The following is an 18,606-nucleotide window of genomic DNA, read 5'->3' as shown; positions in this document are numbered from 1 at the left end:
GTTCGCCCCTCCTGGACGTTCGCCTACGCTGGACGGATGCACTCCGATCCCACCGTCGCCGACCTGAGCGAGGGCGAGATCCTGCGCCGCATCCTCGCCCGCACGGGGCAGGGGAGCGCGACTCTCCTGGGGCCGGGTGACGACGCGGCCGTCGTGGCCGCGCCATCCGGCTCGGTCGTCGCGACCACCGACACGCTCATCCACGGCCCCGACTTCCGCCTCGCCTGGTCGAGCGGATACGACCTCGGATGGAAGTCGGCGGCGGTCAACCTCGCCGACGTCGCGGCGATGGGCGCGCGGCCCACGGCGCTGCTGGTCGCGCTCGCGCTGCCCGGCCGCACCCGCGTGTCGTTCGTCGAGGCGATGGCCGAGGGCCTGCGCGCCGCGTGTGACGCGCTGGCGCCCGGATGCGCGGTCGTGGGCGGCGACCTCGCGACGGGCGACGTGCTGACGGTCGCCGTCACCGCGCTCGGCGACCTCGAGGGCCGCGCGCCCGTCACGCGCTCCGGCGCGCGGCCGGGAGACGTCGTCGCGGTGGCGGGCGAGCTCGGCCGGGCCGCCCGCGGTCTGGAGCTGCTGTTCACCCGCTTCCGCGATGCCGACGGCGCGCCTGTGGCCATCCGACCGGATGACCTGCACGCCGGCGACGCCGATGCGCTGGCCGCTCAGCTGCGGCCGGCGCCGCCGATCGGGCTCGGGCCGTTCGCCGCCCTGTCGGGCGCGACGGCGATGATGGACGTCTCCGATGGCCTCGTGCTGGACGCCCGGCGGATGGCGGACGCCTCGCGGGCGACGCTCGACATCGCCACGGACGCGCTCGGCGCGGATCCGCGCCTCGCTCTCGAGGGCGGCGAGGACCACGCGCTGCTCGCGACCTTCCCGAGCGGCGCGCTGCCGCCCGGCTTCCGCGCGATCGGCCGCGTCGTCGAGCGCGGCGATGCGCCCGTGCTCGTCGACGGAGAGGCCCATCGCGGCGCCGGCGGATGGGACCCGTACCGCGACTGGGACGCCGCGGCGGGCTGAGCGCCGCTCGAGGCTTCGGCCGGCGACTCAGGCGGGCTCGCCCCACCAGAGGGTCGTGTCGCCGTACGACCGCTCGCGCCATGCGGCCAGACCCGCCGCGCTCCAGTCAGGAGCGCCGGAGCGGGTCGCGCGCTCCACGACGACGAGGCCGTCGGGGCGCAGCAGCGGCGCGAGCAGGGCGAGGTCCTCGGCGAGGTCGGCGGCCGGCAGGTCGTAGGGCGGGTCGAGCAGGGCGATGTCGATGCCCGGGGCGGTGCTGCGGAGGAAGGCGCGCACGGCGACCGGGTGCACCCGCACGCGCGGGGCATCCGCCCCCATCGCACGGCGGACGACGTCGGCGTTGCGGCGCGCGAGAGCGGCGGCGGGCTTCGAGCGCTCGACGAGGTCGACGGCGGCGGCGCCCCGACTCGCGCATTCCAGGCCCAGCGCGCCCGACCCGGCGTACAGGTCCACGACCGACGCGCCCTCGAGCAGACCGGTGTCCTCGAGCGAGCCGAACAGCGACTCCCTCACCCGCTCGCTCGTCGGACGCGTGCCCGATCGCGGCACCTCCAGCCGCGCGCCGCCCGCGCGCCCCGCGATGATCCTCGTCACCCTGACACGATATCCGCAGCCTGTCGGAGGCCCCTCCTAGACTCGAGGGATGGCGCTCACGCTCGACACCCCGCTCGCGCAGGCGCTGGGGGCGAAGACCGCGGGCGAGTACGCGCGTGCGTTCGGCATGAGCACCGTCGGCGATCTGCTCGCCCATTATCCGCGTCGCTACGAGTCGCGAGGCGTGCTGACGCCGATCTCCAGTCTTCCCCTCGGCGAGACCGTGTCGATCGTGGCGCAGGTCAAGCAGGTGTCGGTGCGGTCGATGCGCCAGCGCAAGGGCACGATCGTCGAGGCCGTCATCAGCGACGGCGAGGGCACGATCACCCTCACCTTCTTCGGCCAGCCCTGGCGGAAGGACCAGCTGAAGCCGGGACGCCGGGGGGTGTTCTCCGGCAAGGTGGGCACGTACCGTGGCGCGTTCCAGCTGTCGAACCCGAACTACGAGCTCTTCGACGAGGACGAGGACGAGGATCACGAGCGGGCGCGCGAGTACGCCGGGCAGCTCATCCCGATGTATCCGGCCACCGCGTCCGTCGCGACCTGGGACATCCAGAAGGCGGTCGCGAAGTGCCTGGACGACCTCGAGGGATACCCCGAGCCGCTCGACGTCGACTTCCGTGTCGCGGAGTCGCTCATGCCCGCCGCCGAGGCGATCGAGGGCGTGCACCGGCCGATGAATCGGGCGCACGTGCAGACCTCGCAGCGGACCCTGCGCATGCACGAGGCCCTCGTGCTGCAGACGGCACTCGCGCAGCAGCGGTGGTTCGTGCGGGCGATGGCCGCGACCGAGCGCCGCGCCGCGCCGGGCGGGCTGCTCGAGCGGTTCGACGCGACGCTGCCGTTCTCCCTCACCGACGACCAGCGCGTCGTCGGCGAACGGATCGCCGCAGATCTCGTGCAGGGATGGCCGATGAACCGGCTCGTGCAGGGCGAGGTCGGCTCCGGCAAGACGCTCGTCGCGCTGCGCGCCATGCTGCAGGTGGCGGAGTCGGGCGGACAGGCCGCGCTCATCGCGCCGACGGAGGTGCTGGCCGGCCAGCACCTGCGCTCCATCACGAAGATGCTGGGCCCGGAGCTCGCGCCCCTGCTCATGCCGACGCTCCTCACCGGCCAGATGCCGGCGGCCGTCCGTCGCAAGGCCGCGCTGCGCGTCGCCTCCGGTCAGGCGCTCATCGTCGTCGGCACCCACGCGCTGCTCAGCGAGGGCACGACGTTCGCCGACCTCGGCCTCGTCGTCGTCGACGAGCAGCACCGGTTCGGCGTCGACCAGCGGGAGACCCTGCGCGCGAAGGGCTCGAGTCCGCATGCTCTCGTCCTCACCGCCACCCCCATCCCGCGCACGGTCGCGATGACGGTCTTCGGCGATCTCGAGGTGTCGACCATCCGCACGATGCCCGCCGGTCGCGCGGGCATCGAGACGTTCGTCGCCCCCGTGCAGCGCCCCGGATGGTTCGAGCGGGTCTGGGAGCGGGCGTTCGAGGAGGTGGGCAAGGGCCGCCAGGTCTTCGTCGTGTGCCCGGCCATCGACGTCTCGAAGAAGGGCAAGGACGCCGAGGAGGACGAGCCGACCGCGCCCGTGCTCGCGGGGGAGCGCCCGCAGGGGCCGCGGTGGGGCGTCGTCCAGGTCGCGGAGCTGCTGGGCAGCCATCCGCACCTCGGGCGCGCGCGCATGTCGGTGCTGCACGGGCGCATGCCGGCGGAGGAGAAGGACCGCATCATGCAGGCCTTCTCGCGCGGCGAGGTCGACGTGCTCATCGCCACGACCGTCATCGAGGTCGGCGTCGACGTGCCGAACGCCTCGACGATGATCATCCTCGACGCCGACCGGTTCGGCGTCTCGCAGCTGCACCAGCTGCGAGGCCGGGTGGGCAGAGGCGGCGTTCCCGGCCTCTGCCTGCTCGTGACCGAGGCCGAGGAGGGGACGCCCGCGCGCGAGCGCGTCGACGCCGTGGCGGCCACCCTCGACGGGTTCGAGCTCGCCGAGGTGGACCTCGAGCTGCGCGGCGAGGGCGACGTCCTGGGAGACGCCCAGTCGGGCTCGCGCTCGTCGCTGCGGCTGCTGCGCGTGGTGAAGGACCGCGACCTCATCGCCCGCGCTCGCGAGGAGGCCGACCGCATCCTCGCGGAGGACCCCGCGCTCGATGCGCATCCGGATCTCGCGCACGCCCTCGCCCGCCGCGTGAGCGAAGCCGAGCGCGAGGCGCTCGGGAAGAGCTGACGACGGCGCTGGGTAGGCTGACGGCATGAGCAACCGGATCGCCGTCGTCCCCGGCTCCTTCGACCCGCCCACCCTCGGTCATCTCGACGTGATCCGACGCGCGGCGTCGCTGTATGACGAGCTGCACGTGCTCGTCGTGCACAACCCCGACAAGGCGGGGATGCTGCCCATCGCGGTGCGCCTGCAGCTGCTCGAGCAGTCGATCGCCGAGGCCGGGCTGCCCGGCAGGATCGTCGTCGGCGCGTGGAGCGTCGGTCTCCTCGTCGACTACGCGCAGGAGGTCGGCGCGGGCGTGCTGGTGAAGGGCATCCGGTCGCAGGGCGACGTGACGTACGAGACGCCGATGGCGATCATGAACAACCACCTCGCCGGCGTCGAGACCGTGTTCCTGCTCGCGGACCCCGCGCACTCCGTGGTGTCGAGCTCGCTCGTCCGTCAGGTCGCGGGTCTCGGCGGCGACGTCTCGCCGTACGTGCCTGCTCCGGTCGCGCGCTACCTCGAGAGCGTCACCTCCAAGGAGCTCTGACCCGAGGGCGAACGGCGCGCGCCGCTCCGCGCGCGCCGCGGCCCCGGCCATCCGACACACCGGTAGGCTTGATGCCCGTGAGAATGCGACATTCCGGGCCCTTCGTGCTGCCCGTCCGCGACATCGTCCGCAAGGCGGGCGAGATGCGCGAACACACCCTGACCATCCCGGCCCCGGAGCAGTGGGGCGAGGGGATCGTGTCCGTCCCGAAGGGGAGGGAGCTCGATCTCGACGTGCGCCTCGAGTCCGTGCACGAGGGCATCCTCGTGACCGGCGAGCTCGACACCGTCTTCGAAGGCGTGTGCGGGCGGTGCCTCCGCGACATCGCCGAACCGCTCGAAGTCGAGTTCCAGGAGCTTTTCGAGTATCCTGGAGAGGAAACTGCTGACTTCGAGGTTCAAGACGACCACGTGGATCTTGAAACTCTGGTCAGGGATGCGGTCGTTCTGTCGCTTCCGTTTCAGCCGGTGTGCCAGCCGGATTGCCCCGGACTCGACCCGGTCACGGGCGAGCGGATGGCGCAGAGCACCGGCACCGCGCAGCAGGCGCCCGTCGATCCTCGGTGGGCCGCGCTCCAAGAACTCACAGACCAGGATGGATCGGCGGAATCCGCCGCCCCGAACACAGAAGAGAGCTAGTCATGGCAGGTAACCCCCCGAAGCGGAAGGTCTCCCGTTCCAACACCCGCTCGCGCCGCGCGCAGTGGAAGGCGGAGGTCCCCACGCTGGTCAAGACGGTGGAGAACGGCAAGGTCGTCTACAGCCGCCCGCACCAGGCCAAGGTCGTCACGGACTCGCAGGGCACCGAGCTGTTCCTCGAGTACAAGGGCCGCAAGGTCGCCGACGCCTGAGCGGCGGACACCTCCTCGTGGCGCACCTGCGGCCACTCTCCGAGAAGCTCGGCGTCGAGATCGACGCCGAGCTTCTCGCTTTGGCCATGACCCATCGCTCGTACGCGTACGAGCACGGCGGCATCCCGCACAATGAGCGGCTCGAGTTCCTCGGCGACTCCGTGCTGGGCCTCGCCGTGACCAGCATGCTCTACCGGAGCCTTCCCGATCTCGACGAGGGCGCTCTCGCGAAGCGGCGCGCCAGCGTCGTCTCCACCGTCGCCCTCGCCGAGGTGGCGCGCGGTCTCGAGCTGGGGCAGTACCTCAAGCTCGGCCGCGGCGAGGAGCGCACCGGCGGACGCGACAAGGACTCGATCCTCGCCGATGCCACCGAGGCGGTCTTCGGCGCCGCGTACCTCTCGGCAGGTGCCGACGAGGCGGCGGCACTCGTGCTGCGGCTCATCGAGCCGCTGCTCGCCGACCCCGCGCGATACGGGGCGGCGGTCGACCCGAAGACGAGCCTGCAGGAGCTGGCCGCCAAGCTCGGCACGACGGCTCCCGTCTACTCCGTCGCCGCGCGCGGGCCCGATCACGATCGCCGCTTCACGGCGACCGTGACGGTCGGCGATCATGCCTCCACCGGCGACGGCACGAGCAAGAAGCAGGCGGAGATGGCGGCCGCGCTGACGGCGTGGCACGCGCTGAGCGCGCCGGCCGCGGATGCCTGAGCTCCCCGAGGTCGAGGTGGTGCGGGCCGGCCTCGAGCCCGCCGTCGTCGGCGCGACGATCTCGGGCGTCGAGGTGCTCGACGCCCGAGCGCTCACGCGTCACATCGGGACCCCGGTGGATTTCGCGTCTCGCCTCGAGGGGCGAGCGGTCGGCGCGGCCGTGCGGCGCGGCAAGTTCCTCTGGCTCGCGCTCGACGACGCAGGGCGCGCGTCAAACGCGCCCGCCGAGGGGCTGATCGGCCACCTCGGCATGAGCGGGCAGCTGCTGCTGCGCGCCCCCGGCGCCCCTCGGGAACGGCACGAGCGCGTGCGGATCGGCATCGACCATCCGGACCACGGCGAGCTCGCCGTGGTGTTCGCCGACCAGCGCACGTTCGGCTCGCTCGCCGTCGATGCGCTGATCCCGACACCCGACGGCGCCGCGGGCGGCCGGGGGAGCGCCGCACCGCTCGTCGCGTCGCAGGCCGCGCACATCGCGCGCGACCCGCTGGACCCGGCCTTCGACGACGCCGCCTTCGCCGCGAATCTCGCTCGTCGGTCGTCCGCTGTCAAGCGCGTGCTGCTCGACCAGGTCGTCGTCAGCGGTATCGGCAACATCTACGCCGACGAGGCGCTGTGGGCCGCCCGCATCCATCCGGAGACGCCGGCGTCGGCCCTGTCGCCGCGCGCGGTGTCACGGCTGCTGGCGGAGGTGCGCGCGGTGCTGCACCGCGCCCTCGCGGAGGGCGGCACGAGCTTCGACGCACAGTACGTCAACGTGAATGGCCAGGCCGGGTACTTCGCGCACAGCCTCAACGCGTACGGACGCCAGGGGCAGCCCTGCGCGCGGTGCGGCACCCCGATCACGCGGGTCGCGTTCACGAACCGCTCCTCGCACTTCTGTCCGCGGTGCCAGCGGCGGCGGAATAGTCTGACCGGATGATGGAGCAGTCCTCAAGCGTCGACGCGCCGGCCCTCGTCGTCATCGACGTGCAGCGGGGGTTCGACGACGCCGACTACTGGGGACCGCGCGACAACCCCTCCTGCGAGGTTAACGTCGCGGCGCTCATCGCGCACTGGCGCGAGCGGTCCTGGCCGACGGTGTTCGTGCAGCATGACTCCCGCGACCCGCGTTCCCCGCTGCACCCCGACCATCCCGGCCACGCGTTCAAGGACGTCGTCGCGGGCGTTCCCGATCTGCTCGTCCGGAAGTCCGTGAACTCGAGCTTCTACGGAGCGCCCGATCTGCACGCGTGGCTGCAGGCCGAGGGAATCGCCCGGGTCGTGATCTGCGGCATCACCACGAACCACTGCTGCGAGACGACCGCGCGGATGGCCGGGAACCTCGGCTACGACGTCGACTTCGTCATCGACGCCACGCACACCTTCGCGCGCGCGACCCCGGACGGGCGCGTGCTCACGGCGGCCGAGCTCTCCGCCGTCACCGCGGCGAACCTGCACGGCGAGTTCGCGACCGTGGTGCGCACCGCGGACGTGCTCGCGCGCTGAGCGCTCAGATCCGGATCGAGCCGAGGGTCGCGAACGCCGTGTCGCTGGGCACGATCCGCTTGCCGAGCGGGGTGAGCGTGACGGGGATGATTTTCAGCTCCGCGAGGGCGAGCGGAATCCCGATGATCGTCACGGCGAGGGCCGCCGCGCTGACGATATGGCCGATGACGAGCCAGACGCCCGCCACCAGGAGCCAGATGACGTTGCCGATCGTGGAGCCGATGCCGGCGGACGGGCGTTCGACGACCGTGCGCCCGAACGGCCACAGCACGTAGTTCGCGATGCGGAATGACGCGATGCCCCAGGGGATCGTCACGATGAGCACGCAGCAGATCGCGCCCGCCACCGCGTAGGCGAGGGCGAGCGGCAGCCCGGCGAACAGCAGCCAGATGACATTGAGGATCAGTCGGAGGATGCCCATGCAGCTATCGTGACAGATGGGTCGCCCGCAGGAACAGTGGACGCCGGTTAAGCTCAGACACTTAAGTCGGGGTGATATTCAGTGATATGCTTCACCGATGGCGGTAGCAGTGATCGCGGACATCATCTCCTCACGGGAGTCGGCATCGCGCGACGACGTGCAGCGCGGTGTCGAGCAGGCCGCCATGGAGGTCGACCGCACCTATCCCTGGGCACTGCAGAAGTGGTACCCGACGGTGGGCGATGAGTTCCAGGCCGCCTTCCGCACCGTCGACGACGCGCTGCTGTCGACCCTCTACCTGCAGCTCGCCCTGCCCGACGGCGTCGGGTGCCGATTCGGCATCGGCCTGGGCGGGATGGTCCCGGTCGAGTCGCGTCTGGGGGACCGGATCCAGGATGGCCCGGGCTGGTGGGCCGCGCGCGACGCGGTCGACCGCGCGCACGAGCTCGCCGACACGCGCCTGCCCAGCACGCGCTCGTGGTTCCTCGTCGACCCCGACTCCTCCGCGCACGATCGGGCGATCGAGGGCCCGGTGAACGCATACCTCGCTGCCCGTGACCACCTCATCGACGACATCGCGCCCCGCGCGCGCCGCGCGGTCTTCCTCCTGTGGTGCGGGTACCCGCAGAAGAAGATCGCCGAGATCGAGCGGGTCTCGCCCTCCGCCGTGTCGCAGACCCTCAACAAGCCCTCGGTTCTCGCGCTCCGGCTGGGCGCGGAGACGCTGGAGATGGGCGTGCGCCCGCGCCGCGTCCACTGACGCGGCTCCTCGGGCTTGCTCTACGCGTCCGCGGCGAGCGCGAGCGCGTCGGCCGCGACCTGCGCGGAGCTGTCCGCATCGCGCAGCCACAGCGGCACGGCGCGCGTGCGGATGCCAGCCTCGGAAAGGGGACCGACGACATCCGCGTCGGTCTCGTCGACGAGCCAGCCGTCGAGCAGTCCGCCCGCTGACCGCGCTCCGTACCGGCGAGCGACGGCGTCGGCCGACGTCTCCACGCCGATCGCGGCGAGGCAGGCGTCCGCCATCCCGCGCACGACCGCGCCGGCGATGATCCCCGAGACGCCGACGATCGGCGCCGGCGCCGCACGCAGCGCGTCGCGCATGCCGGGCACCGCGAGGATCGGCCCGATCGACACGACCGGGTTGGACGGTGCGAGGAGGATCACGTCTGCTTCCGCGATCGCCCGCAGCGCGCCATCCGACGGCGTCGCGCGCGCGATGCCGGTCTGCTCGAAGCGCGTGGCGGGGAGGGCCGCGCGATGACGGACCCACCATTCCTGGAAGTGCATCCTCCGGCCATCCGTCGTGTGCACGTGCGTGTCGATCTCGGTGTCGGTCGCGGGATGAAGGTCAGCGCCCAGCTTCCAGCGCGCGGCGAGGCGGGCGTAGACGTCGGAGACGGTCGCACCGTCGCGCAGCCACGCCGTGCGGGCGATGTGTGCGCCGAGGTCGAGGTCGCCGAGCGTGAACCACTCCGGCACCGCCCCCCAGGCGGCGAGCTCCCGCGCGACGCGCTCGGACTCGTCGGCGCGCCCCCACCCGCGGTCGCGGTCGTTCACACCGGCGAGGGCGTAGAGCAGGCTGTCGTGATCGGGCGAGATGCGCAGACCCGACACCCACCAGTCGTCGGCCGTGTTCACGACGACGTCGATCTCGTCCTGCCCGCCCGCGCGGCGGACGTGCTCGCGCAGTCCCAGAACGAAGCGGGCGCAGCCGACGCCGCCGCCGATGACCGTGTATCGCATCCGACCACGTTACCCACGCCCCGATCCCGCGCACGACTCTCGGAGACCGCTCAGACGAGGGGAGTAGACCGAGATCCGAGGCTATTCACATGAATGGAAGAAGGCACACAATGCAGAAACTCACCGTCCTGGGCACCGGAGTGCTCGGCTCGCAGATCATCCTCCAAGCCGCGTACCACGGGAAGGACGTCGTCGCCTACGACCTGAGCGACGAGATCCTGGCGAAGCTTCCGGAGCGGTGGGAGTACCTCCGCCCGCTCTACCTCCGCGACCTGCCCGATGCCACGGACGAGCGGATCGACGCCGCCATCGCGCGCATCCGCGCCACCTCCGACCTCGCCGACGCCCTGAGCGACGCAGACCTCGTCATCGAGGCCGTCCCGGAGCGCATCGACATCAAGCGCGACACGTGGGCGAAGGTCGGCGCCGCCGCTCCCGAGAAGACGATCTTCGCCACGAACTCGTCCACGCTGCTGCCGAGCGACATGGCCGACGCCACGGGGCGCCCCCACCGCTTCCTCGCGCTGCACTTCGCGAACGAGGTGTGGCGCAACAACACCGGCGAGGTGATGGGCCACGCCGGCACCGACGCGGACGCCTTCGAGGCCGTCGCCCAGTTCGCCGACGAGATCGGGATGGTCCCCATCCGCGTGAAGAAGGAGCAGCCGGGCTATGTGCTGAACTCGCTTCTCGTGCCGCTCCTCGACGCCGCCGCGAAGCTGTACGTGCGCGGCGTCGCCGACGTCGAGACCATCGACCTCACCTGGCGCCGGGCCACGGGCGCGCCGCTCGGCCCGTTCCAGATCTTCGACGTCGTGGGGATGCAGACCCCCTACAACCTCAACAAGGACAGCGACGACCCCGAGAAGCGGGAGTTCGCCGAGATCCTCAAGCGCGACTACATCGACCAGGGTCGCCTCGGCCGCGGAACCGGGCACGGCTTCTACGACTACGCGTGAGACCGGGCGGATGGCCGGGCTGGGCCCCGGCCATCCGCTGCGGTTCAGGAGAGCGTCTTCTCCCACGCCGCGGCATAGGAGGCGGGTCGGAAGCCCACGGCCTCGTTGACGTCGAGCATGTACCGGTTCTCCTCGGCGTTGAAGGTGGAGACGCACGGCGACTCGGGCACCGCGTCGTGCCAGTTGCGGAGGCCGACGCACTTCACCAGGGCGCCGAGGCGGCGCCCGCGGTGCTCGGGCATGACGAGCGTGCCCCACTGCGAGGTCGGGCGAGTGCGATCGGCGCCGATCTGCAGCTCGTTGAACGCCGCCACCTCGCCCGTCGGCACGTGCACGGCGAGCGTGACGCCCATCAGCTGACCGGACCGGAGAAGACGGTCGTCGCGCACGAGAACGCGCGCGGCATCCCACGTCTGCTCCTCGGCGGCCATGTCGCCGGCCGGGACGTCGGTGCTCATCCGCGCGATCGCACGGGCGTAGCCCTCGGCGTGCTCATCGGGCGTGCGACCCGTCCACCACACCACGCGGTACTCGTCGCCCGCGCGCTCCTCGGCCTGCGCGAGCAGCCGGTCGACGTCCTCGTACGACCCGTGCAGGTCGAACACGCTGTTGCGCTCGACCTGCCCCAGCACGTACCCGGCCCGCAGCATGCGGCGGGCGGACTCGTCGTCGGCCGGGATCGCGCCGGCTCCGGTCGGCGGCACGAGCCGCTCGCCCTCCGCGTCGGCGCGGTGGATCGTCCAGCCCTGCAGCACGGCGCGGCCCTGCTCGCGCGCGAGGCGCTCGAGGGCGGCCAGCACGGCGTCGCCGGCATCCGTGCCGAGGTGGCGGTCGGACACGGCAACATCGACCTCGGCCGTCCGCTCGGTGGACAGCTCGACGTCGAGCGTGCCGGTCGCGGCGAGGTCGTCGCCGTCCCGCGCGACGATGGCCGTCGTCCGGTGGTAGGTCTGCTCCTGCCACCGGCTCAGCATGTCGGCGGGGTCGTCGTCGTGGAGGTCGGTGCCCGAGTCACGACGCCAGGCGGCGTTGGCCAGCGCGACGAAGGCGGCGAGGTCGGCGGCGTCCGCAGACTCCAGAGATTCGGGGACGACGACGCGATCGATGCGCCAGGTCATGGCGGCTCCTTCGGTTCCGCACGACGGATGGTCGTGCTCGGGTCGGGGGGAGGGCGCCCCGCGGCGGATGCGCGGGGCGCCCTGCTGGCGGTCGGCGTCGGTCATCGGATGTTCGTCCAGTGGATGCCGTACCGGGCCGCGCTGCGGGACAGCGCGGCGTCGTGCTCGGCCCGCGCGGCGGCGGCGACGCGCCGACGCTCGTGCAGGCGCTGGACCTCGGCCTGGTCGATGGGGCGCGTGCTCCACAGCAGCAGCCGCAGGCCGAGCCACATCGCCAGCCGGTCGGCGGGCGAGGTGCGAGGCGTGCGCGCGGGCAGTGCCGAGAGCACGCCCGGTTGCGGGGGGTGGGCGGATACGGACAGGTGAATCGTGTTCACGACGGTTTCCTTCGTGGGTGTGCCCCGCGGTGCGGAGCGGGAGATGTTCCCGGAGGGGAACGGGAGCGGCCCCGAGCACGCCGGGGACGGCGGAGAGGTGCGCTCGGCCGACGGCACGGATGGCCGGAGCGGCGGGGCGCGGCGCCGGTCCGAGACGGATGGCCGACGACCGGCGGATGCGGAGAGGCGGGAGTTGCGCTACGGACGGCGGAGCGTCGGACGGAGTCCGCCCGCAATGATCCCGTCGAGTCGTCGCCCGGCGACGGGGACGGAAGCCGCGAACGCTGTGCGGGTCGTATCCGGGTTCTGCGTGATGTCCATGTCGGCTTCCTCCTCTCATGCCGCGGGCCGGCTGATGCTCGGCGATGGGATCGTGCGAGCAGACACGTTACTGAGGGGAGGAGCTCCGCGTCAAGCAGATTCTCAGGATCTTTTCCGACGAGCCGCCGCCGCTGCCCGGATCCGGAGCGATGCTCGGGTACCGTGAACCGTGGTTTTCCCAGGCGGGGACGGGGAAGGAGGCCCGCGGATGCATCTGAAGAGCCTCACCCTGAAGGGGTTCAAATCTTTCGCGCAGCCGACGACCTTCGCGCTCGAACCCGGTGTCACGGCGATCGTCGGCCCCAACGGCTCCGGCAAGTCCAACGTCGTCGACGCGCTCGCGTGGGTGATGGGGGAGCAGGGCGCCAAGACCCTCCGCGGCGGCAAGATGGAGGACGTCATCTTCGCGGGCACCGCCACGCGCGGGCCGCTCGGGCGTGCGGAGGTGCAGCTCACCATCGACAACGCCGACGGGGCGCTCCCCATCGAGTACAGCGAGGTGACGATCAGCCGCACGCTGTTCCGCAACGGCTCGAGCGAGTACGCCATCAACGGCGAGTCGTGCCGGCTGCTCGATGTGCAGGAGCTGCTGAGCGACTCCGGCCTCGGCCGCGAGATGCACGTCATCGTGGGGCAGGGGCGGCTCGACACCGTGCTGCAGGCGTCGCCCGAGGAGCGTCGTGGCTTCGTCGAGGAGGCCGCCGGCATCCTCAAGCACCGCCGCCGCAAGGAGAAGACCGTTCGCAAGCTCGAGGCGATGGAGCAGAACCTCGCCCGGCTCAGCGATCTCGCCGGGGAGATCCGGCGACAGCTGAAGCCCCTCGGGCGCCAGGCCGAGATCGCCCGGGAGGCCCAGACGATCGCGGCGGTGGTCCGCGACGCCAAGGCGCGGATCTTCGCCGACGACGTCGTGCAGCTGCGCCATGCGCTCGCCGATCACGCGCGGGACGAGCACGAACGGCACGCCGAGCGCCTGGTGCTGCAGGAGCGGGCCGACGCCGTCAAGGCGCGCATCGCGGTGCTGGAGCGCGAGCAGAACGCGGAGGCCGTGGATGAGGCGCGTCGCGTGCTCTTCGGGCTCGAGCAGGTGCAGGAGCGCCTGCGCGGCCTCTACACCCTCGCGAATCAGCGGCTCGCGATGCTCGCGGCCGACGACGGCGCGCCCGCGCAGGTCACCGTGCGCGCGAGCGACGTGGACGCGGCCCGCGCGCGCATCGTCGAGACCCGCGACCGCGTGGGGTTGGCCGAGGATGCGGCGACGGCCGCGGCTCGCCGGGTGGCCGCCGTGCGCGCCGAGCTCGACGCCCTCGATGTGCGGATCGCCGAGCAGAGCGCGGCCGTCGCGGCCTACGACCTGCGGGTGACGACGCTGCGCGGCGCGGCGGAGGCCGCTCAGCAGGCGCTCGCCGCTGTGCGCGGCGGGGTGCTCCGCCAGCAGAACGCCCTCGACGCGGCTCACGAGCGGCGCCGCGAGGCGGCGGCGGCCTTCGCGGAGCTCGACGACGCGACGGTCTCCGAGGGAGCGGCGGCGGAGATGCAGGCCCGCTATGAGGACGCGCAGCGGGCGGCGACGGAAGCGGAGGGCGCGGTCGATCGGCTGCGCGAGGAGCACCGCGCAGCCGAGCGCGAGGCCGACGCCCTCGCGGCCAAGGTCGCCGCGCTCGGGAGCGCGCTCGACGTGCGGAACGCCGCCGCCGCCCTTCTCGAGCAGGCCGCCCCCGGCGTGCGGGGCCTGGTGGGGGAGAGCGTCCACGTCCGGCCGGGATTCGAAGCCGCCATCGCCGCGGTCCTCGGTCCGCTGGCCGAGGGGCTGCTCGTCGACGACGGCGAGGCCGCCTTCGCCGCCGCCCGGCAGGCGGAGGGAGCGGGCGTGATCGACATCGTCATCGCCGACCCCGCATCGACCGCCGAGGCGGGGTCGCTGCCAGACAGCGGCAGCGGGATCCCGGCCGCCGACGTCGTCACCGCTCCCGACGGCGTCCGGGGTCTCCTCGCGCACGTCGTCGTCGTGGACGACCTGGCGGCGGCACGCGCCGCACTCGCCGGTGCCGATCACCGACTCACGGCGGTGACCCGCGCGGGCGAGGTCTGCACGGCTTACACGCTGCGCGCAGGCAGCGGCGGCGACCGGTCGCGGCTGGAGCTGCAGGCCGAGCGCGACGCGGCCGGCGAACGCCTCGCCGAGCTGCAGCAGACGCTCGCGACCCTCGCCGCGGAGCGCGAGGACGCGGGTGCGCGCCTGCAGGGCGCGCGGCGGGCCGCGCGCGAGCGGCTGCAGGAGCTGCGCGAGCACGATGCGCAGCTCGCCCAGCACGCCGAGCACGTCAATCGCGTGACGGTGCGTCACGAGGCCGCGATCGCGGAGTGCGAGCGCCTCGAAGCCGGGATCGGCCAGGCCGCGACGGCGGTCGCCGAGGCGGAGGAGAACGCACGGCAAGCCGCGGCCGACCTCGACGCCGCACGCGAGAAGCCGCGTCCGGTGCTCGACGCGTCGGGTCGCGACCCGCTCTCGCGCGCGCTCGAGACCGCGCGCGAGAGCGAGGTCGCCGCGCGCCTGGAGATCGAGACCCTGCGCGAGCGCGTGCGCGCCGCCGAGGGTCGTGCGGCGGGCCTCGAGCGTCAGCGCGAGCGGGAGCAGGCCGCTGCCGCCGAGGCGGCTCGGCGCGCCGTCATCCGCCGCGGCCAGCGCGAGATCGCCGCAGGGGTGGCCGCCGACCTGCCGCCGCTCCTCGACTCCGTCGATCGCTCCGCGGCGGAGGCCCGCCTCGCCCTCGCGGAGGCCGAGACCGCGCGCTCGGCGGTGACCGCCGAGCTGCGCGACCTGCGCGAGCAGGAGCGCCAGGTGCGCGAGCGGCTGACCGGCCTCACCGAGAGCGTGCACGGCATCGAGCTGCAGATCCGCGAGAAGAAGCTCCACCTCACCTCGCTTCTCGAACGCGTCGCGAGCGAGCTGGGGCTGTCGGAGGAGATCCTCGTCGCCGAGTACGGGCCCGACCAGCCGGTCCTCGACGAGGCGGGCACGGCCATCCCCTATGACCGCCGCGCGCAGGAGCGCCGCCTGCGCGACGCCCAGCGGAAGCTCGCGCAGCTCGGGCGCGTCAACCCGCTGGCCCTCGAGGAGTTCGCCGCGCTCGAGCAGCGCCATCGGTTCCTCACCGAGCAGCTGGACGACCTCGTGCAGACGCGGAAGGACCTGATGACGATCATCGCCGATCTCGACGAGCGGATGCAGACCATCTTCGCGGAGGCGTTCGAGGACACCCGCACGGCCTTCCAGGAGGTCTTCCCGATCCTCTTCCCCGGCGGCACCGGCAGCATCTCGCTCACCGACCCCGACGACCTGCTCGCCACCGGCATCGAGGTGAAGGTGCGCCCGGTGGGGAAGAAGATCGAGCGCCTGTCGCTCCTCTCCGGCGGCGAGCGCTCGCTCGCGGCGGTCGCGCTCCTCACCGCGATCTTCAAGGCGCGGCCCAGCCCGTTCTACATCCTCGACGAGGTGGAGGCCGCTCTGGACGATGCGAATCTCGGCCGCCTGCTGGGCGTGTTCGAGCAGCTGCGCGCGTCGAGCCAGCTGCTCGTCATCACGCACCAGAAGCGCACCATGGAGATCGCCGATGCGCTCTACGGGGTGTCGATGCGGCAGGACGGCGTCTCCGCCGTGGTCGGGCAGCGTGTCGCGCAGCCCGCCGGCGAGCGGATGGCCTCGTGACCGTTCTCGACGCCTTCGACGCCATCGCGCCGGGGCTCCGTCGACGACCGGATGTCGAGGCGCATGATCTCGTCGCGGCCGACGCGAGCGACCGGCTCATCCTCGCCGAGGCGGAGCCCGCGCTCGAGCGGGCGGCCAATGGCGAGGTCGTCGTGATCGGCGACCGCTACGGTGCGCTCACGCTGCCGCTCGCGGCCTCGGGGCTTCGGGTGCGCGTGCACCAGGACTCCATCACGGGCCGGCTCGCGCGGGAACGCAATGCGTCGGAGCAGGGCGTCGACCTGTCCGGGGCCCCGCAGCTTCCGCTCGGCCCGGAGCTCGTGCGCGGCGCGCGCCTCGTGCTGCTGCAGCTGCCGCGCGCGCTGGACGCGCTCGACGAGATCGCCGGGCTCGTCGCCGCCCACGCGGCGGCCGATGTCGCGGTCGTCGCGGGCGGACGCATCAAGCACATGACGCTCGCCATGAACGACGTGCTCGCCCGCCACTTCGGCGATGTGCGGGCCAGCAGGGCCGCGAGTAAGAGCCGCGTGCTGCACGCCGCCGGCCCGCTGCCGGCGACGACGAGCGGATGGCCGCGGGCCGTCCGTCACGAGGACGTCGGGCTGACGGTGGTCGCGCACGGCGCCGCGTTCGCCGGAGCGTCGGTCGACATCGGCACGCGCTTCCTCCTCGAGTTCCTTCCCGAGATCCCCGCGGCACGTCGCGTCATCGACCTCGGCTGCGGCACCGGCATCCTCGCGACCGCCTACGCGCTCGCGCACCCCCAGGCCGAGGTGATCGCCACCGACCAGTCCGCGGCGGCGGTGGCCTCGGCTCGCGCCACCGCAGACGCCAACGGCGCCGAGCGCATCCGCGTCGTGCAGGACGACGCGCTGTCCGGTCAGCCCGACGGCTCCGCCGACCTCGTGCTGCTCAACCCGCCGTTCCACTCCGGTGCGGCGGTCACCTCCGCCATCGCGCCGCGCCTGTTCGCCGACGCCGCCCGCGTGCTGCGGCCGGGCGGCGAGCTGTGGTGCGTGTGGAACTCGCCGCTCGGCTACCGCCCCGCGCTGCAGCGTCTCGTCGGCCCGACCGGCCAGGTCGCGCGCAACAGCCGCTTCACGGTGACCGTCTCCACGCGCGCCGCGAACTAGGCTGGGACCATGGCGGAGAAGTGGTCACTCGGGCGCGCGCTGCGCGGGATGTTCGTCAAGCCCACGATCGACGAGAGCACGTGGGACGACCTCGAGACCGCCCTCCTCACGGCGGACTTCGGCCCCGACATCACCGAGCGGATCGTCGAGGAGCTGCGCGAGAAGGTCGAGCGGTACCGCACCACCGACCCGCGCGACCTGCAGCGCATGCTCAAGGAGACGCTCGAGGAGCACTTCGCGAAGTTCGACACGACGCTGAAGCTCACCGAGCGCCCCGCGGTCGTGCTCGTCGTCGGCGTGAACGGCGTGGGGAAGACCACGACGATCGGCAAGTTCGCGCACTTCCTGCGCCGCTACAACCGCTCCGTGGTGGTCGGCGCGGCCGACACGTTCCGCGCGGCGGCCGTGGAGCAGCTCGCCACGTGGGCCGAGCGCGGCGGCGCGGCCATCGTCCGGCCGGATCGTGAGGGCCAGGACCCGGCGTCCGTCGCCTTCCAGACCATCGAGCACGCCAAGCGCTCGGGCACCGAGATCGTGCTCGTCGACACCGCCGGCCGCCTGCACACCAAGGGCGGCCTCATGGACGAGCTGACGAAGATCCGCCGCGTGATCGAGAAGCAGGCGCCGATCAGCGAGGTGCTGCTCGTGCTCGACGCGACGACCGGCCAGAACGGCGTCATGCAGGCGCAGGCGTTCCTCGAGCACGCCGGCGTCACGGGGCTCGTGCTCACCAAGCTCGACGGCTCGGCGAAGGGCGGATTCGTCCTCGCCGTGCAGGAGCGCACGGGCATCCCCGTGAAGCTGCTCGGGCAGGGCGAGGGCATCGGCGACCTCACCGGCTTCACGCCGCACGTGTTCGCCGCGTCGCTTGTCGACTGACGGCGCGGATGGTTGAGTTGACGACATGGCGATCGAACACGACTTCTTCGGGCTTCTGGAATCCGGCCCCGACGGCTCGATCTTCTGGTCGGAGAACGTCGAGCTCGGCGACCAGACCGTGTCAGTGGATCTGACCGCGCCCGACCAGGAGGACGTCTCGAAGGAGGCGCTCGACGCCGCGGCATCGATCGTGGCCTCGCTCGAGGAGGTCGACCGGCGCAGCCGCGAGGCGATGCTCGCGGAAGTCGACAACCGCGCCAGCGAGGTGACGGAGTACATCATCATGCAGCAGGAGACCCTCGGCGACGCGCTCGAGGAGCTGCTCGTCGACATCTCCGGCGACGCCGCGGTCGACATCATCCGCTCGCTCAACCTCATGAGCATGACGATCCTCGCCGACGAGCACGGCGGCGACGACCCGTTCGCGGTGCTGGAGTACGCGCTCGACCCCGACGCCACCGACGACGTGCTGCTGGTGAACCTCCGCAGCGACGGCGGCATCCACTCCGTCACCAGCGCCGAGTAGGCGCGGGG

The 18,606-nt window shown here is 72.5% G+C and carries 19 protein-coding genes; 14 read left to right on the top strand and 5 right to left on the bottom strand.

Annotated features, from left to right (window positions below):
* Positions 1 to 36: 36 nt before the first annotated feature.
* The gene (gene thiL, locus D7D94_RS04430) at positions 37 to 1,023 is read left to right on the top strand and encodes a thiamine-phosphate kinase (RefSeq protein ID WP_156241486.1); all 987 of its coding nucleotides are present in this window, start codon (positions 37 to 39) and stop codon (positions 1,021 to 1,023) included.
* 27 nt (positions 1,024 to 1,050) lie between these two features.
* On the opposite strand, the gene D7D94_RS04425 is transcribed toward thiL, so the two are convergent.
* Positions 1,051 to 1,617, bottom strand: coding sequence for an RsmD family RNA methyltransferase (locus D7D94_RS04425; protein WP_156241485.1), 567 nt, complete (start codon positions 1,615 to 1,617; stop codon positions 1,051 to 1,053).
* 49 nt (positions 1,618 to 1,666) lie between these two features.
* Between D7D94_RS04425 and D7D94_RS04420 the strand changes: the two genes are divergently transcribed.
* The 7 genes from D7D94_RS04420 to D7D94_RS04390 all read left to right on the top strand — a co-directional run bounded on the left by D7D94_RS04420 (position 1,667) and on the right by D7D94_RS04390 (position 7,409).
* Positions 1,667 to 3,838 (top strand): ATP-dependent DNA helicase RecG, encoded by a 2,172-nt coding sequence (locus D7D94_RS04420; protein WP_156241484.1) that lies wholly within the window; start codon positions 1,667 to 1,669, stop codon positions 3,836 to 3,838.
* Between the two features lie 25 nt (positions 3,839 to 3,863).
* Positions 3,864 to 4,364, top strand: coding sequence for a pantetheine-phosphate adenylyltransferase (gene coaD / locus D7D94_RS04415; protein WP_156241483.1), 501 nt, complete (start codon positions 3,864 to 3,866; stop codon positions 4,362 to 4,364).
* 143 nt (positions 4,365 to 4,507) lie between these two features.
* Complete coding sequence (locus tag D7D94_RS04410; protein WP_156241482.1) at positions 4,508 to 5,002, top strand: YceD family protein; 495 nt, start codon at positions 4,508 to 4,510, stop codon at positions 5,000 to 5,002.
* A gap of 2 nt (positions 5,003 to 5,004) precedes the next feature.
* Positions 5,005 to 5,214, top strand: coding sequence for a 50S ribosomal protein L32 (rpmF, locus tag D7D94_RS04405; protein WP_156241481.1), 210 nt, complete (start codon positions 5,005 to 5,007; stop codon positions 5,212 to 5,214).
* A 26-nt stretch (positions 5,215 to 5,240) separates the two neighbouring features.
* Positions 5,241 to 5,921, top strand: coding sequence for a ribonuclease III (gene rnc, locus D7D94_RS04400; protein WP_156243314.1), 681 nt, complete (start codon positions 5,241 to 5,243; stop codon positions 5,919 to 5,921).
* A complete protein-coding gene (gene mutM / locus D7D94_RS04395) occupies positions 5,914 to 6,843 on the top strand; it encodes a bifunctional DNA-formamidopyrimidine glycosylase/DNA-(apurinic or apyrimidinic site) lyase (protein WP_156241480.1) in 930 nt (309 codons plus the stop codon). Before rnc ends, mutM begins: the two co-directional genes overlap by 8 nt.
* Entirely contained in the window at positions 6,840 to 7,409 is a 570-nt protein-coding gene (locus tag D7D94_RS04390; RefSeq protein ID WP_156241479.1) for a cysteine hydrolase family protein, read from the top strand. Before mutM ends, D7D94_RS04390 begins: the two co-directional genes overlap by 4 nt.
* A 4-nt stretch (positions 7,410 to 7,413) precedes the next feature.
* On the opposite strand, the gene D7D94_RS04385 is transcribed toward D7D94_RS04390, so the two are convergent.
* Positions 7,414 to 7,830 carry a YccF domain-containing protein gene (locus D7D94_RS04385; protein WP_156241478.1) on the bottom strand — a complete coding sequence of 139 codons (417 nt, stop codon included), beginning with the start codon at positions 7,828 to 7,830 and terminating at the stop codon, positions 7,414 to 7,416.
* Between the two features lie 97 nt (positions 7,831 to 7,927).
* Between D7D94_RS04385 and D7D94_RS04380 the strand changes: the two genes are divergently transcribed.
* On the top strand, positions 7,928 to 8,590 hold the full coding sequence (locus D7D94_RS04380) for a SatD family protein (protein WP_156241477.1): 663 nt from the start codon (positions 7,928 to 7,930) through the stop codon (positions 8,588 to 8,590).
* Positions 8,591 to 8,610: 20 nt separating this feature from the next.
* Here D7D94_RS04380 and cofD read toward each other — a convergent pair whose 3' ends face one another.
* On the bottom strand, positions 8,611 to 9,576 hold the full coding sequence (cofD, locus tag D7D94_RS04375) for a 2-phospho-L-lactate transferase (protein WP_156241476.1): 966 nt from the start codon (positions 9,574 to 9,576) through the stop codon (positions 8,611 to 8,613).
* Positions 9,577 to 9,686: 110 nt separating this feature from the next.
* On the opposite strand from cofD, the gene D7D94_RS04370 reads away from it, so the two are divergent.
* Positions 9,687 to 10,535 carry a 3-hydroxyacyl-CoA dehydrogenase gene (locus D7D94_RS04370; protein ID WP_156241475.1) on the top strand — a complete coding sequence of 283 codons (849 nt, stop codon included), beginning with the start codon at positions 9,687 to 9,689 and terminating at the stop codon, positions 10,533 to 10,535.
* A 44-nt stretch (positions 10,536 to 10,579) separates the two neighbouring features.
* On the opposite strand, the gene D7D94_RS04365 is transcribed toward D7D94_RS04370, so the two are convergent.
* Positions 10,580 to 11,758, bottom strand: a complete 1,179-nt coding sequence (locus tag D7D94_RS04365) for a GNAT family N-acetyltransferase (protein ID WP_246171872.1) — start codon at positions 11,756 to 11,758, stop codon at positions 10,580 to 10,582.
* A complete protein-coding gene (locus D7D94_RS04360; RefSeq protein ID WP_156241474.1) occupies positions 11,755 to 12,030 on the bottom strand; it encodes a hypothetical protein in 276 nt (91 codons plus the stop codon). The genes D7D94_RS04365 and D7D94_RS04360 overlap by 4 nt, the downstream gene beginning before the upstream one ends.
* A 529-nt stretch (positions 12,031 to 12,559) precedes the next feature.
* Here D7D94_RS04360 and smc point away from each other — a divergent pair.
* Genes smc through D7D94_RS04340 form a run of 4 tightly spaced genes read left to right on the top strand, consistent with a single transcriptional unit; the run spans position 12,560 to position 18,598 of the window.
* Entirely contained in the window at positions 12,560 to 16,060 is a 3,501-nt protein-coding gene (gene smc, locus D7D94_RS04355) for a chromosome segregation protein SMC (protein WP_156241473.1), read from the top strand.
* The gene (locus tag D7D94_RS04350) at positions 16,057 to 17,193 is read left to right on the top strand and encodes a class I SAM-dependent methyltransferase (protein ID WP_246171871.1); all 1,137 of its coding nucleotides are present in this window, start codon (positions 16,057 to 16,059) and stop codon (positions 17,191 to 17,193) included. The genes smc and D7D94_RS04350 overlap by 4 nt, the downstream gene beginning before the upstream one ends.
* A 9-nt stretch (positions 17,194 to 17,202) precedes the next feature.
* Positions 17,203 to 18,072 carry a signal recognition particle-docking protein FtsY gene (ftsY, locus tag D7D94_RS04345; protein WP_156241472.1) on the top strand — a complete coding sequence of 290 codons (870 nt, stop codon included), beginning with the start codon at positions 17,203 to 17,205 and terminating at the stop codon, positions 18,070 to 18,072.
* A 25-nt stretch (positions 18,073 to 18,097) separates the two neighbouring features.
* The gene (locus tag D7D94_RS04340; RefSeq protein WP_156241471.1) at positions 18,098 to 18,598 is read left to right on the top strand and encodes a DUF2004 domain-containing protein; all 501 of its coding nucleotides are present in this window, start codon (positions 18,098 to 18,100) and stop codon (positions 18,596 to 18,598) included.
* The last annotated feature ends 8 nt before the right edge of the window (positions 18,599 to 18,606 follow it).

This window comes from Microbacterium oryzae (assembly GCF_009735645.1).
Taxonomy (GTDB): domain Bacteria; phylum Actinomycetota; class Actinomycetes; order Actinomycetales; family Microbacteriaceae; genus Microbacterium; species Microbacterium oryzae.
Note: the sequence above shows the minus strand (reverse complement) of the source record. Positions and strands in the feature narration are given on the sequence as shown.

What these genes read in the sequence shown, in the direction of transcription:
- thiL (WP_156241486.1), top strand. Translation starts at nt 37, where the DNA reads ATGCACTCCGATCCCACCGTCGCCGACCTGAGCGAGGGCGAGATCCTG.
- D7D94_RS04420 (WP_156241484.1), top strand. Translation starts at nt 1,667, where the DNA reads ATGGCGCTCACGCTCGACACCCCGCTCGCGCAGGCGCTGGGGGCGAAG.
- coaD (WP_156241483.1), top strand. Translation starts at nt 3,864, where the DNA reads ATGAGCAACCGGATCGCCGTCGTCCCCGGCTCCTTCGACCCGCCCACC.
- D7D94_RS04410 (WP_156241482.1), top strand. Translation starts at nt 4,508, where the DNA reads ATGCGCGAACACACCCTGACCATCCCGGCCCCGGAGCAGTGGGGCGAG.
- rpmF (WP_156241481.1), top strand. Translation starts at nt 5,005, where the DNA reads ATGGCAGGTAACCCCCCGAAGCGGAAGGTCTCCCGTTCCAACACCCGC.
- mutM (WP_156241480.1), top strand. Translation starts at nt 5,914, where the DNA reads ATGCCTGAGCTCCCCGAGGTCGAGGTGGTGCGGGCCGGCCTCGAGCCC.
- D7D94_RS04390 (WP_156241479.1), top strand. Translation starts at nt 6,840, where the DNA reads ATGATGGAGCAGTCCTCAAGCGTCGACGCGCCGGCCCTCGTCGTCATC.
- D7D94_RS04385 (WP_156241478.1), bottom strand. Translation starts at nt 7,830, where the DNA reads ATGGGCATCCTCCGACTGATCCTCAATGTCATCTGGCTGCTGTTCGCC.
- D7D94_RS04380 (WP_156241477.1), top strand. Translation starts at nt 7,928, where the DNA reads ATGGCGGTAGCAGTGATCGCGGACATCATCTCCTCACGGGAGTCGGCA.
- cofD (WP_156241476.1), bottom strand. Translation starts at nt 9,576, where the DNA reads ATGCGATACACGGTCATCGGCGGCGGCGTCGGCTGCGCCCGCTTCGTT.
- D7D94_RS04370 (WP_156241475.1), top strand. Translation starts at nt 9,687, where the DNA reads ATGCAGAAACTCACCGTCCTGGGCACCGGAGTGCTCGGCTCGCAGATC.
- D7D94_RS04365 (WP_246171872.1), bottom strand. Translation starts at nt 11,758, where the DNA reads ATGACCGACGCCGACCGCCAGCAGGGCGCCCCGCGCATCCGCCGCGGG.
- smc (WP_156241473.1), top strand. Translation starts at nt 12,560, where the DNA reads ATGCATCTGAAGAGCCTCACCCTGAAGGGGTTCAAATCTTTCGCGCAG.
- ftsY (WP_156241472.1), top strand. Translation starts at nt 17,203, where the DNA reads ATGGCGGAGAAGTGGTCACTCGGGCGCGCGCTGCGCGGGATGTTCGTC.
- D7D94_RS04340 (WP_156241471.1), top strand. Translation starts at nt 18,098, where the DNA reads ATGGCGATCGAACACGACTTCTTCGGGCTTCTGGAATCCGGCCCCGAC.